Annotated in this window: 9 protein-coding genes; 6 read left to right on the top strand and 3 right to left on the bottom strand. The window is 60.3% G+C overall.

The window, feature by feature from the left end:
* Positions 1-41 precede the first annotated feature (41 nt).
* The gene (locus GCU68_RS17695; protein WP_152943919.1) at positions 42-1,445 is read right to left on the bottom strand and encodes a permease; all 1,404 of its coding nucleotides are present in this window, start codon (positions 1,443-1,445) and stop codon (positions 42-44) included.
* Positions 1,446-1,766: 321 nt separating this feature from the next.
* On the opposite strand from GCU68_RS17695, the gene GCU68_RS21765 reads away from it, so the two are divergent.
* The 4 genes from GCU68_RS21765 to GCU68_RS17675 all read left to right on the top strand — a co-directional run bounded on the left by GCU68_RS21765 (position 1,767) and on the right by GCU68_RS17675 (position 6,592).
* The gene (locus GCU68_RS21765; RefSeq protein ID WP_227015042.1) at positions 1,767-2,066 is read left to right on the top strand and encodes a hypothetical protein; all 300 of its coding nucleotides are present in this window, start codon (positions 1,767-1,769) and stop codon (positions 2,064-2,066) included.
* Positions 2,067-2,436: 370 nt separating this feature from the next.
* A complete protein-coding gene (locus GCU68_RS17685; RefSeq protein ID WP_152943918.1) occupies positions 2,437-2,970 on the top strand; it encodes an SRPBCC family protein in 534 nt (177 codons plus the stop codon).
* A 127-nt stretch (positions 2,971-3,097) separates the two neighbouring features.
* Positions 3,098-5,878 (top strand): aconitate hydratase AcnA, encoded by a 2,781-nt coding sequence (gene acnA / locus GCU68_RS17680; RefSeq protein WP_152943917.1) that lies wholly within the window; start codon positions 3,098-3,100, stop codon positions 5,876-5,878.
* A gap of 159 nt (positions 5,879-6,037) precedes the next feature.
* On the top strand, positions 6,038-6,592 hold the full coding sequence (locus GCU68_RS17675; protein ID WP_152943916.1) for a DoxX family protein: 555 nt from the start codon (positions 6,038-6,040) through the stop codon (positions 6,590-6,592).
* Between the two features lie 257 nt (positions 6,593-6,849).
* Here the strand turns inward: GCU68_RS17675 and GCU68_RS17670 are convergent, their stop codons facing one another.
* Both GCU68_RS17670 and GCU68_RS17665 read right to left on the bottom strand, forming a co-directional pair.
* The gene (locus GCU68_RS17670) at positions 6,850-9,456 is read right to left on the bottom strand and encodes a heavy metal translocating P-type ATPase (protein WP_152943915.1); all 2,607 of its coding nucleotides are present in this window, start codon (positions 9,454-9,456) and stop codon (positions 6,850-6,852) included.
* Positions 9,457-9,552: 96 nt separating this feature from the next.
* Positions 9,553-10,143, bottom strand: coding sequence for an AsnC family transcriptional regulator (locus GCU68_RS17665; RefSeq protein WP_152943914.1), 591 nt, complete (start codon positions 10,141-10,143; stop codon positions 9,553-9,555).
* Between the two features lie 133 nt (positions 10,144-10,276).
* Between GCU68_RS17665 and GCU68_RS21540 the strand changes: the two genes are divergently transcribed.
* Together GCU68_RS21540 and GCU68_RS17655 are read left to right on the top strand one after the other, a co-directional pair.
* On the top strand, positions 10,277-10,474 hold the full coding sequence (locus tag GCU68_RS21540) for a heavy-metal-associated domain-containing protein (RefSeq protein ID WP_193565098.1): 198 nt from the start codon (positions 10,277-10,279) through the stop codon (positions 10,472-10,474).
* Positions 10,475-10,598: 124 nt separating this feature from the next.
* A complete protein-coding gene (locus GCU68_RS17655) occupies positions 10,599-12,926 on the top strand; it encodes a heavy metal translocating P-type ATPase (RefSeq protein WP_152943912.1) in 2,328 nt (775 codons plus the stop codon).
* Positions 12,927-12,929: the final 3 nt, after the last annotated feature.

The following is a 12,929-nucleotide window of genomic DNA, read 5'->3' as shown; positions in this document are numbered from 1 at the left end:
GGGGCTGCCTCACCGAGATATTTGGTATCGAGACACAGTGGTCAGTGATGTTCATGGCTCTGGGAAGAACCCGTCTCTGAGACCTGTGGGTGTTGCTGTGCAAATTCGGAGGGGCGCTTCTCGAACGATCGCTTGCATTGATCCGAACAGAAGTAGTACGTCTCGCCGTCGTGGGTGAGACTTGGCCCGCTATCGTCGGTTCGCATCCCACAGACGGGGTCGCGGTACTGTCCAGGTGCACCGAGGCCGCGTCGGTAGACGTACAGGAGGAATCCGGAGAGCGCGAACGCGATGATGTTGAGGTAGAAGGTGTAGTTGAGCTCGAAGTACGTCTGTTCGGACGCCGTCTGCCCGCCAGCGAGGTTCGGGATTATGTCGAGCGCCGCGAACAGTTGCTCCATGAGGAAGCCGGTGAAGGCCATCGTGACGAAGAAGACGCCGAGGATGTACAGCATCACTTTCCAGCCGTAGTACTTCCGGTAGACGTTCAGGACTGGAATCGTGATGAGATCGGCGTAGACGAACGCGATGACACCGGCGAAGCTGACACCGCCTCCCCACAATGCGACGGCGAACGGGACGTTGCCGATGCTCCCGACGAAGCTGATGACGGCGATCGCCACACCCATGATGGCGTTCTCGGCGCTGACGAGTAGTCCGTCGCCCTGGAGGAACAGGGTGTTCCACACCCGCTGGGGGACGAAGACGATGACGAACCCCGAAATGAGAAAGCCTGCGATGACGTCCGTCCAGATCATTGACCACTCCTTGCGGTACTGGTTCCCGACTTTGTACCACCCACCCCACGAGAGGAGTTCGTCGCGCCACCCGCCGCTACTTGCGGCCTCCTGCTGGTAAGTCTCCATGCAACCCTCCGAACAGAACTTCAGCGTCTCGCCCCCGTCAGTCACCAGCGAGTACTCGTCTTTGCCTTCCATTCCGCAGGTCGGGTCCTCGGTGGTTCCCTGCTCGTGGTCGCGTTGATTCAGTTCCTGCCGGACTTGCTCGAACAGGTTCTCGGGGAGCGTCAGATGGACGAGGAGCGCCATCACGGAGATGAGGATGACGCCGCCGAGGAGTTCCGCGAGAAGGAACTCCCAGCCAAGGAGGATGAGGATCATCAGGCCGAGTTCGACGATGAGGTTCGTCGAGGCGAACATGAACGCAAGGAAGTTCACCGCGTGCGCGCCCTTCTTGAACAGGCCCTTACTGATGGCGACGGCGCCGAAGCTACAGCCACTACTCGCGGCGCCGAACACCGTCGCCTTCGCGAGACCGCTCAGGTCACCCTCTCCGAGTACGTTGGCCATTCGCTCTTTCGAGACGTAGACTTGGACGAGGCTCGTGATGACGAGCCCCATGATGATCGCCCAAGTCGCCATCCAGAGGAACCCGACGCCGATCCGTAGCGACTCGAGAATTCCGTCGATGAGGGCGGCTTGCATATCTAGACTATCGCAGCCATCTGTTTTGTTATTTGTTCTTAAGAAACCGAGGCAGTGGGCGGAGTGAATTTTGCAATCAAAGGTAATTCGTGCTATCAGACGTGGTCAACCGTTCGAGGACTGCGTTCGCGCTCATCAGTTTTTGCGTGTCGCTGATTCCAGTCGGTGGTTGCTCCTTGGTCTTCCGACGGACCGGCCACACAGATATGGGGGTTGTACCGCTGTTTCCCCCACGATAATCTTGCTCCGTGTTACCAAGGAAACACTCCCTTTCGAATTGTAAGAGAAACCCGATTGAAGGAGTAGAGCGTATCTCTAGTCATGAGCACTACTACCACAAACCAAGACGCGTACGAAATGGACTCCACGACCAACGTGATGAATCTCGATTCGTTGGCACTGGCGGGCGCAGCAGCAGTCGTCTCTGCCATCGCGATGCTCCTGCTCGGTGTGTTCGGAACGATCGGCGTCTACGAGGGCGCAGTCGAAGCGATGGAGCAGTGGCACCTGTTCTTCGAACCGACCGTCGTCGGGACTGTGGCGGGCATGGTCGAGGCAGCGGTGATCAGCTTCGTCTTGATGTACGCCTTCGCGTGGCTGTACAACGCCTTCGCATCGTGACATCCTCTCCGCCGTAAACGGCGGAGCTTCCCACAAGCCGAAGCTTGCTGAGTTGGGAGATTTACGGTTTCACATCCCCGAGGGAATGCTGGCAGTGCCACGCTACCGTTACCCCTATCCACCGTTGAGGAGACGGGGATTCGGAGTTATCTTGTGCTTCCTGCACCCTGTTCGTCTGATGGAAGGGGTGCCTTCCACGACGAAAGGGCGAATCCCGATACTGTCTCATTGGGATAGGGCGGATAGACCGCCTCGGATAGCATTCAGTCCGCCGTAGAACCTCTTAAAACTACGTGCGGGCGCTGTATCCCCGCGCTGAAGCGCGAGGTTTTAGCGCCCTACTCCGCTTGATAAATCAGGGAGCCAATCCATGTACGTCACCGACAAAGCCGAAATCGTCATCGACGCATCGTCCGAGGAGATCTGGGAGTACGTAACCGACCCAGTCCATTGGACGGCGTCGAACCCCGAAGAACACTATGGGCTCGAATACGACACGCCTGATAACCGTCCCCGAGAGGGCGCAACGTTCCACCAGGCCGAAGAGGTCGCCGGGATGTACGCCGACCTGCATGGCCGATTCCAGTATATTGACCATCCCAACGTGGCGGTCTGGACGGGGACGGCGTACTACCCGCTCCTTCGAGGATTCGTCACCGTTCGGATTCCCGAAGGAGGCACCATTCGACTCGAAGAGACTGAAGACGGGACTCGGATGTCACACACCGTCTGGATGGACTTCCCGAATAACCGACGGGGACGGGCGCTGAAATGGGTGTTCACGACCGCTCTCAATGGGAAGGCGAAACTCTACGATCACACGACCAAGGAACTCGTCTTCTTCAAGGACCGCATCGAATCGTCGGCATCTGAAAAACCGAAGTCGCCGGGGACGAGTTCGTAGCAGAATCAGTTGTCAACCGAATTATGTATACTGACGTTCTCATTCCAACTGATAGAAGTGACCGTCCACATCGTCACCCCATCCATGGGGGAGATGATTCAAGAGCCACGTCACCGTAGGACAAGGTATGAACGAACCGTCTCCCTTCGACGCAATCCGCGAATTCGAGTTCGACGGCACTTCCTACAAGATGGCCGACCTCACAGTCCTCGAAGACAAGGGTCTCTGCGAACTCGACCAGCTCCCCGTCAGTATCCGCGTTCTCCTCGAGTCCGTTCTCCGCAACGTCGACGGGGAAACGATAACCGCCGAGGACGTTCGCAATGCCGCCTCGTGGGAACCCGAGGTCCCAAACGTCGAACTCCCATTCACGCCCTCCCGAGTCGTCCTGCAGGACCTCACCGGTGTCCCTGCCGTGGTCGACCTCGCAGCACTCCGATCAGCGGTCGATCGCAAGGGTGCGGATCCAACCATCGTCGAGCCGGAAGTCCCGTGCGACCTCGTGATCGACCACAGCGTGCAGGTCGACTACTTTGGCTCCAAGGATGCCTACGAGCGCAACGTCGAATTGGAGTACCAGCGCAACGGCGAGCGGTACCGTTCCCTCAAGTGGGCCCAACAGGCGTTCGACGACTTCCGCGTCGTCCCGCCGGGGACTGGTATCGTCCACCAGGTGAACCTCGAGTACCTCGGGCGGGTTGTCCACGCCCGCGAGCAGAATGGGGAAGAGTGGCTCCTGCCGGACACGCTCGTGGGGACGGACAGCCATACGCCGATGATCGGCGGTATCGGCGTCGTCGGCTGGGGTGTCGGCGGCATCGAAGCTGAAGCCGCGATGCTCGGCCAGCCGATCACGATGAAACTCCCCGAGGTGGTCGGGGTCCGGCTCACCGGGGAACTTCCCGAGGGGGCGACCGCAACAGACCTCGTCCTTCACGTTACTGAGCAGCTTCGGGAGGTCGGCGTCGTCGATCGGTTCGTCGAATTCTTCGGCCCTGGTGTATCGAATCTCACCGTTCCAGACAGGGCGACCATCGCGAACATGGCGCCCGAACAGGGCTCAACCATCAGTATGTTCCCCGTCGACGAAGCAACGCTCGAGTACCTCGAACTCACGGGCCGCGACGAGCAGCACATCGAACTCGTTCGCGAATATCTCGACGCACAGGGGCTGTTCGGTGAACAGAACCCCGAGTACACCGAGACGGTCGAACTCGACCTCTCGACGATCACTCCCAGCCTCGCCGGGCCGAAACGCCCCCAGGATCGCGTCCCGATGGGCGACATGAAGACGCACTTCCGGGGACTGGTCCACGGCGAATTCGAGGACGAACTCGACGATATCGACGAAGATGCGATCACACGATGGATCAGCGAGAGCAGCGGTTCCGACGACGATCGACCCGACCCCGATCTTCCAGAGCCGGACGTCGGCGATCTCACTGAACGAGTCGAAGTCGACGTGAACGGCGAAACGACCGAAATCGGACACGGTAGTGTCGTCGTCAGCGCCATCACCAGTTGTACGAACACGTCGAATCCGTCCGTGATGCTCGCGGCGGGGCTGCTCGCCCGCAACGCTGTCGAACGAGGGCTCGACGTCCCGGCGTACGTCAAAACGAGTCTCGCACCGGGCAGTCGCGTCGTCACCGAATACCTCGAAGCCTCGGGACTGCTTCCCTATCTGGAAGACCTCGGCTACAACGTCGTCGGCTACGGCTGTACGACCTGTATCGGCAACGCCGGGCCACTCCCCGAACCCATCGAGCGCGCGATCGACGCCGAGGACCTCTGGACGACGAGCGTCCTCTCGGGTAATCGCAACTTCGAGGCACGCATCCATCCGAAAGTGCGAGCGAACTACCTCGCCAGTCCGCCGCTCGTGGTCGCCTACGGACTCGCCGGGCGCATGGATATCGATCTCGAACACGATCCGCTCGGCACCGACGACGACGGCAATCTGGTCTACCTCTCTGACATCTGGCCCGGCGCTGACGAGATCCACGCGGCGGTCCACGACAGTGTCGATTCCTCGATGTTCGAGGAGAAGTACGCCGAAGTGTTCGAAGGTGACGAGCGGTGGGCGGCGCTCGACGCACCGACCGGTGACGTCTACGAGTGGGACGACTCCTCAACGTACATCCGCGAGCCACCGTTCTTCAGGGATTTCCCGCTGGAGAAGCCGGGCGTCGCAGACGTCGAAGACGCCCGTACGTTGATGCTGCTCGGTGATACGGTCACGACCGATCACATCAGTCCAGCCGGGCCGTTCAGCCGTGAGCAACCGGCCGGAGAGTGGCTCGTTGAACAGGGCGTCGAACCCCACGAGTTCAACACGTACGGCGCTCGCCGGGGCAACCACGAGGTGATGATGCGCGGCACCTTCGCCAACGTTCGCATCGAGAACCAGATGCTTGACGACGTCGAAGGCGGCTACACGATCCATCACCCAACCGACGACCAGACGACGGTCTTCGAAGCCAGCCGCCGCTATCGCGAGGACGACACGCCCCTCGTCGTGTTCGCCGGCGAGGAGCTTGGAACAGGGTCGAGCCGGGACTGGGCGGCAAAGGGAACGGATCTGCTGGGTGTCCGTGCGACGATCGCCGAGAGCTACGAGCGCATCTTCCGTGACAACCTCGTCGGGATGGGTGTCTTGCCGCTCCAGTTCGTCGACGATGACTCGTGGGAGTCGCTCGACCTCGATGGATCGGAACGGATCGCGATTCACGGCCTAGACGACGGCCTAAACGTGAACGACGATCTCACCGTCGTCGCAGAACGTGCCGATGGCTCGACCGTCGAATTCCCAGTCACGGCACAGGTTGGGACGCCTGCAGCCGTTCGATACGTCGAAAATGGCGGCATCCTCCATCTGGTGCTCCGTCGATTACTCAGCGAGGAGTAGCCGCCTCTCTCCAGAGAATCGCCATTTTCCGAGCACTACGAAGAATGCTGCTGGTGAAACTGACTTTGTGACGTGTCTGGCTGCTGGCCTCTATTTAGAGATACTGAGGAGGCAAAGTACTGCCTGGGTTTATTTGTCGTCCGAGAGTCAGCCCATAATATGGCATCGCACGAAGTCCAGCTAGAAAGTACGATCGGGGGGTTCACCGCAAGCGGTCGACTACACACGCTGAGTGTCTGGTTTATCTTCGCGCTTCGGTTGATGATGGGAATTGCGTTTTTCCAGAGTGGACTTGACAAGGTTCTCTCGGGGAGTTTTAGTGCCGGCGGCTATCTAACAGGGGCCGTCCCGAACAGCGGGAGTCCGCTTGCAGATTTGTTCGTTGCGATGGGGAACACGCCGTGGTTCGTTGACTTCGTGAACGTCGCAGTGCCGTGGGGTGAGGTGCTTATCGGCCTCGGATTGTTATTCGGCGTGCTCACTCGGCTCGCTGCGTTCTGGGGGGCGTTTATGATGCTCATGTTCTACTTCGGCAACTGGGACGTCGCACACGGCTACATCAACGGGGATTTCGCGTACATGCTCGTGTTCCTCTCTGTCGCCGCGTTCGGCGCTGGACGGATACTAGGGCTCGATGCGTATATCGAACAGTACGAGGTCGGTGGAGTGCCGCTCGTTGAACGGTATCCCTGGACTCGATATCTTCTCGGTTAATTTCCTGTATTTCGAGTCTCTCCGGGGACCACGACTATCACGCCCAAGAGCGCCATGAGCAGGCCGCTGTTCGATCGATACGTCGACGAGGTCTCTTGGAGCTGACTGAGATACTGTGCGACAGCTTTCGGTGATGCGTCTAAATCATTGGCAATCTCCCGAGCACGGAGGTACGTCGGCTCGGAGCTGGCCATCTCGACGAGATACGCGTGCACTGTTTGGCGAGAAATATTGGACATGGGTCGAGCAGGTGATGTTCAGCGAAGGCGGCCGAGGAGCTCGTAATCGTGATCTGGAGTGTACCGACGGAACAGTAGACTGTTCGACAGCACCGACACACTCGAGAAGGCCATCGCGCCGGCTGCGAGGACGGGCTGGAGCAGCCCGAGTGAAGCCAACGGGATCATCGCCGTGTTGTAACCAAGCGCCCACACGAGGTTCTGCTTGATCTTCTGGAGTGTCGCGTCCGAGATTCGAATGGCCTTCACCACGTCTAGTGGATCGTCGCGCATCAGCGTCACGTCCGCCGCTTCGATGGCGACGTCCGTCCCGCTCCCGATGGCGGTCCCGACGTGGGCGACTGCGAGCGCGGGCGCGTCGTTGACGCCGTCGCCCACCATCATCGCCTTGCGACCTTCGTCCTGAATGGCCTCGATGGCATCGGATTTGTCCTCGGGAAGAACCTCCGCGCGGACATTCTCGGGGTCGATCCCAACCTGCTCGGCGACGGCACGAGCAGTCCGCTCGTTGTCGCCGGTGATCATCATCACGTCGACGCCGCGCTCCTGCAGTTGGCTCACGGCCTCGGTCGCAGTTTCCTTGATCGTGTCGGCGTCAGCGACCACACCGACGAGTTCGCCCTCGTAGGCGACGAGCATCGCCGTCTTCCCCTCGTTCTCGAGGCGCTCCATCGTCTCCTGAGCGGGCGAGGGGTCGATCCCGTTGTCGCGGAGGAGCTTTCGGTTTCCGACCAGCACCTCATTCTCGCCGACGGTCGCTTTGATACCGTGGCCAGGGACATTCTCGAAGTTGTCGGGGTCGCTCACGTCGATGCCGCGGTCTCTGGCTCCGTCGACGATGGCCCGGGCGAGCGGGTGTTCGCTCCCGCTCTCGGCCGTGGCCGCGAGCCGCAACACGTCGTTTTCGTTGAGGCGGTCACGTGCGGTTAGTTGGCCGCCATCGGCAGCGGTGTCGCCGCCGTCTGTGATAGACTGTCTGTCGCCATCGAAGACGACGACGTCGGTCAGTTCCATCTCGCCTTTCGTCAGCGTACCCGTCTTGTCGAAGACGACCGTGTCGACGTCTTTCGCCCGTTCGAGGATGTCACCGCCCTTGAACAGGACGCCGTTCTGGGCACCGATCGTCGTCCCAACCATCGTTGCAGCAGGCGTCGCTAACCCCAGCGCACAGGGACAGGCGATCAACACGGACGACGCGAAGACGATGAGCGCGAACTCGAAGACTGAGACAGTGCCACCAGCCACGGCTGGTCCGCCAGCGACCGCTCCCCAGAGCGGGAGCCAGTCGACGAATCCGGCGAGTGCTTCGGGGAAGAGGAACCACACAGTGCCCCACAGCAACGCGTTCGCGATGACTGCTGGGACGAAGTACGCCGAGATGCGGTCGGCGAGGTTCTGGATGTCTGGCTGGCGGGACTGGGCCTCCTTGACTGTCTGAACGATCTGCTGGAGGGCGGTGTCCTTTCCGACCTTCGTCGCCTCGACGACGAGCACACCGTTCTCGTTGATCGTTGAGCCAACAACCTCGTCGCCCTCGCCTTTTTCGACGGGGACCGACTCGCCGGTGACCATCGACTCGTCAACGGCGCTCTGGCCGTCGATGACGACGCCGTCGGTCGGGATCTGCTCGCCTGGACGGACCTTCATGCGGTCGCCGACTGTGACATCTTCGAGTGGCACTTCCACTTCGGTACCGTCCTCGTCGACAACGGTGGCCGTCTCGGCCTCCATTTCGAGGAGCTTCCGAAGGGCGTCGCCTGCCTGCCCTTTCGAGCGGGCTTCGAGGTAGTTCCCAAGGGTGATGAACACCAGGATGAGCGCGGCAGTGTCGAAGTACAAGCTTCCCGCGATCAGTCCGGCAAGTACTGCAACGGAGTAAAAATACGCAGTGGACGAACCCAGTGCGATGAGAACGTCCATGTTGGCGCGCCTGTTGTTGACCAGCGCGTTGTAGGAGTTCTTGTAGAACGGCCAGCCAAGCACGGCCTGAACGGGTGTCGCCAGCAGGAACTCAACCCACCCAAATTCGACGCCGAAGACCGTCTCCGGGAGAATTCCCCCGCCGAGCAGAAACTTCTCTGCGAGGAAAAACAGCATCGGGGCCGACAGCGCGGCTCCGAACAGCGTCAGTCGAAGCTGTTTTCGAATCTCTCCCTGTCGTGCAGCGTCCCGAGCATCTTCACCCGATTCACCGCTGTCGCTGTCTTCACGGACCGGCGAGTAACCAGCGTCCTCGATAGCGTCGTAGAGCGCGTCGAGGGACGTGTCCGCAGGGTTGTACCTGACCTGCGCTTCGTCGGTGGCGAAGTTTGCCTCGGCCGCGATAACACCCGGCGTGTTCTCGAGCGCGGTCTCGTTCGTCTGTACACAGTTGGCACAGGTCATGTCGGAGATGCCTATGGTCACCGTGTCAGACACCGCACCGTAGCCGGCGTCCTCGATCGTCTCGTAAATCTCTGCAAGCGATACCTCGTCAGGGTTGTACTCGACGGAGCCCTCATCCGTGGCGAAATTGGCGTTCGCCTCGATGACGCCGTCGAGTGACTCCAGGGCGTCGCTAACTGTCCCCGAGCAGTTGGCACAGGTCATCCCTGTGATGTCGAGATGTGCTGTGCGTGTTTCCATTATCATACTATAGGGGCTACTCCGTTAGGTGAGTTTCTACTTGGATAGTGAGGGTAATCAACGGCGTTTACTTTCGGTTCCAAACCAACGTCAGCGCTACACGCCCTCTTCGAGACGTTGGTGTCGATCTTTGAATCGACTCTGACACGATGGACAACAGAAATGATAGAGTTCTCCGCCAATACGACTCGTCTCCCCCTCAGAATCCACAGTATTACTGCACTCGGCACACGTGAGTGCGAACTCGACGCCGTCGATCGATGGCGTCCACTCGACTTCGTCGACTAACGTGACTGTGTAATCAACCGAGTCAGCGCCATCCAGAAGTGTGTTCACCCACACCCGGACGTTCTGTGCTTCTGCACGTCCGTAGAACCAGAGGTCTCCCTCGGACGTAATGAACATGTGTTCGACGGCGTCATCATTCCTGACCCGCTCACGAACCGCGTCGAATGACTCAGATGGGTTATCTAGCTGGACAAGTACCGGCACACCAGCTCTGAGTTTGGTACGGTCGACATCGATAGTGAAGTGGTTGATGACCCCGGTCTCTTGGAGCCGTGTGACGCGATCTGAAACCGCTGGCCCCGAGAGGCCAACTTCCTCGCCGATCGCGCTGAACGGGCGACGGGCGTTCTCGGCTAACTGTGAGAGAATCTCCATGTCGGTTTCGTCCAAGTCCCGCATACTAGGCGATAGGGATCCAGGATACAATACGATTCCCCAGCAGATACTTTGGAATGCGTCGTTTTACGGCCGTTCGAACAGCAGTATCGAAGCAGCAAACGACAAAGAGGAGCCGTCCGTATCTCTCACTGGAATGAGTCAAACGATCACCGTCGCGGGAATGACCTGCGGCCATTGTGAACAGACAGTCGAAGAGGCACTTCAAGGCGTGTCTAGTGTGACTGACGCCACCGCCGATCGTGAGGCCGAACAGGCGAGTGTCGATGGTGACGCCGACGTCACGGCCCTCGTGCAAGCCGTCGAAGACGCTGGATACACAGCCCACGCCTGAGAGCACCCAGAACGTTCGCGGACAACCACCTCGTCGTTCTCTTCCGAGTCCGCCTGCCCTGATCGTCCCGCGCAGTATCAGGTCCCGGACAGAATAATGGGGGAATGGCACCAACACCCAACCCATGAGCAACCACATAGACCACGAGCGTACACGGGACGCTTCGTCGGAAACTAATTCCGAGAGACCCGTCTACTGCTGCCGTATTTGCCAGTTAGAAGCAGATGGAAGGAGGCGAGCGACAGATCCCTCATCTACCACGGAGCCTCCCCACTCTTCCGAGCACACGAACCACGACCGGACGGGCGAGACTACCACGGAACCCGGAAGCACCGACGAACACGCACACCACAATCCCGAAGCCGAGCCCGGACACAGCCACGCCCATACTGGAGAGGGCGAACACGATCACGATGCACACGACCAAGGCGCGGACGTCCACGAGGGAAGGCACGAAGATCACGCCGCCCACACGGACCACACGGGCCACGAGCAGATGTTCCGGCGGCGGTTCTGGGTGTCGCTCGTGCTCTCGGTGCCGGTCATCTTCTTCAGCGAGTTCATTCAGGATGTCTTCGGCTACACGGCGCCGTCGTTCCCTGGAAGCGTCTGGATCACACCCGTCCTCTCAGTCGTGATCTTCGCGTACGGTGGCGTGCCGTTCCTCTCGATGGCCCGGACGGAACTCGAGAACCGTGAGCCAGGGATGATGATGCTGATCTCGCTGGCGATCACCGTTGCGTTCGTCTACTCGATCGCGAGCCTGTTTCTCGAAGGGACGACGCCGTTCTTCTGGGAACTGGTCACGCTGATCGACATCATGCTGCTGGGCCACTGGATGGAGATGCGCTCGGTCCGACAGGCCTCCGGTGCGCTCGACGAACTGGCGAAGCTCATGCCCGACACCGCCGAGCGCGTCACCGAGAGTGGGGATACCGAGGAAGTGCCAGTCGACGAACTCTCTGAGGACGACGTCGTACTCGTTCGTCCCGGTGCTTCGGTTCCCGCCGACGGCGAGGTCGCCGAGGGCGAGTCGTCCGTCGACGAATCGATGATCACCGGCGAGTCCAGGTCCGTGGGCAAAGAACCCGGCTCAGAAGTGGTCGCCGGGACGGTCAACCAGGACGGGAGCCTCCGCATCAGAATCACTAAGACGGGCGAGGAGACGACGTTGGCAGGCATCATGCGGCTCGTTGATGAAGCCCGGCAGTCCAAATCCCGCACGCAGCTCCTGGCGGACCGCGCAGCAGGGTGGCTGTTCTACGTCGCACTCGCCGTTGCGGGCATTACGGCCGTCGCGTGGATCGTCGCAGTCGGGTTCAACATCGGTGTTCTCGAACGCGTGGTCACGGTTCTCGTCATCGCGTGTCCCCACGCACTTGGCCTGGCCGTCCCGCTCGTTGTCGCAATCAACACCTCGACCGCTGCCCAGAACGGGATGCTCATCCGCGACCGCATAGCCATGGAGGAATCTCGTAACCTCGATACGGTGATGTTCGACAAGACGGGCACGCTCACGAAGGGCGAACAGGGCGTCGTCGACGTCGAGACGGCAGGCGACTGGAGTGAAGAGCGCGTGTTCGAAATCGCCGCTGGTGTCGAGGGCGACTCCGAACATATGATCGCTCGCGCCATCCGGGATGCTGCTGAGGAACGGGAGGTGCAGCGAGCGAGCGTCTCGAACTTCGAGAACCTTCGCGGTCTCGGTGTCAGAGCCACCGTCGATGGCAAGACGGTTCATCTGGGTGGCCCCAACCTGATCGAGAAACTCGGCATCGAACGACCTGACGATATCGCTGCCTTCGCTGAGGAAGCCGGCTCGAACGCACAGACGATCATCTACCTGGTCCACGATGAATCCGAGATCGCCGCAGCGTTCGCGCTGGCAGACGTCATTCGGGAAGAAAGCCGGCAGGCTATCGAGGCGCTGCACGGGATGGGCATCGAAGTGGCAATGCTCACTGGCGACAGCGAGGATGTCGCGAGGGCTGTGTCCGAGGAACTCGGTATTGACCAGTACTTCGCGGAGGTGCTGCCCGAGGAGAAGGACACGAAGGTCGAACGGCTCCAGTCGGAAGGGAAATTCGTCGCGATGGTCGGCGACGGTGTCAACGACGCGCCGGCGCTCACGAGAGCTGACGTCGGTATCGCCATCGGATCGGGGACCGACGTCGCCATCGAATCGGGCGATATCATCCTCGTCGACAACAACCCGGTGGATGTGGTGCGGCTCATCCGACTGTCGAAGGCGAGCTACCGGAAGATGCAGGAAAATCTTGTCTGGGCGACCGGCTACAACGTATTCGCGCTCCCGCTTGCGGCGGGGATTCTCGCACCCATCGGTATCCTCCTGTCGCCGGCGATCGGCGCCGTGTTTATGTCGCTGTCGACGATCATCGTCGCGATTAACGCCCGCAGACTAGGGAATGTAGATCTCTCCCTGCCTGCGTAACCC

Source organism: Natronorubrum aibiense (genome assembly GCF_009392895.1).
Lineage (GTDB): Archaea > Halobacteriota > Halobacteria > Halobacteriales > Natrialbaceae > Natronorubrum > Natronorubrum aibiense.
Note: the sequence above shows the minus strand (reverse complement) of the source record. Positions and strands in the feature narration are given on the sequence as shown.

Bases quoted from the DNA above. Each gene is read 5' to 3' on its own strand.
- GCU68_RS17685 (WP_152943918.1), top strand. From the start codon at position 2,437: ATGTACGTCACCGACAAAGCCGAAATCGTCATCGACGCATCGTCCGAG.
- GCU68_RS17695 (WP_152943919.1), bottom strand. From the start codon at position 1,445: ATGCAAGCCGCCCTCATCGACGGAATTCTCGAGTCGCTACGGATCGGC.
- GCU68_RS17665 (WP_152943914.1), bottom strand. From the start codon at position 10,143: ATGCGGGACTTGGACGAAACCGACATGGAGATTCTCTCACAGTTAGCC.
- GCU68_RS17655 (WP_152943912.1), top strand. From the start codon at position 10,599: ATGAGCAACCACATAGACCACGAGCGTACACGGGACGCTTCGTCGGAA.
- GCU68_RS17670 (WP_152943915.1), bottom strand. From the start codon at position 9,456: ATGGAAACACGCACAGCACATCTCGACATCACAGGGATGACCTGTGCC.
- GCU68_RS21765 (WP_227015042.1), top strand. From the start codon at position 1,767: ATGAGCACTACTACCACAAACCAAGACGCGTACGAAATGGACTCCACG.
- GCU68_RS17675 (WP_152943916.1), top strand. From the start codon at position 6,038: ATGGCATCGCACGAAGTCCAGCTAGAAAGTACGATCGGGGGGTTCACC.
- GCU68_RS21540 (WP_193565098.1), top strand. From the start codon at position 10,277: ATGAGTCAAACGATCACCGTCGCGGGAATGACCTGCGGCCATTGTGAA.
- acnA (WP_152943917.1), top strand. From the start codon at position 3,098: ATGAACGAACCGTCTCCCTTCGACGCAATCCGCGAATTCGAGTTCGAC.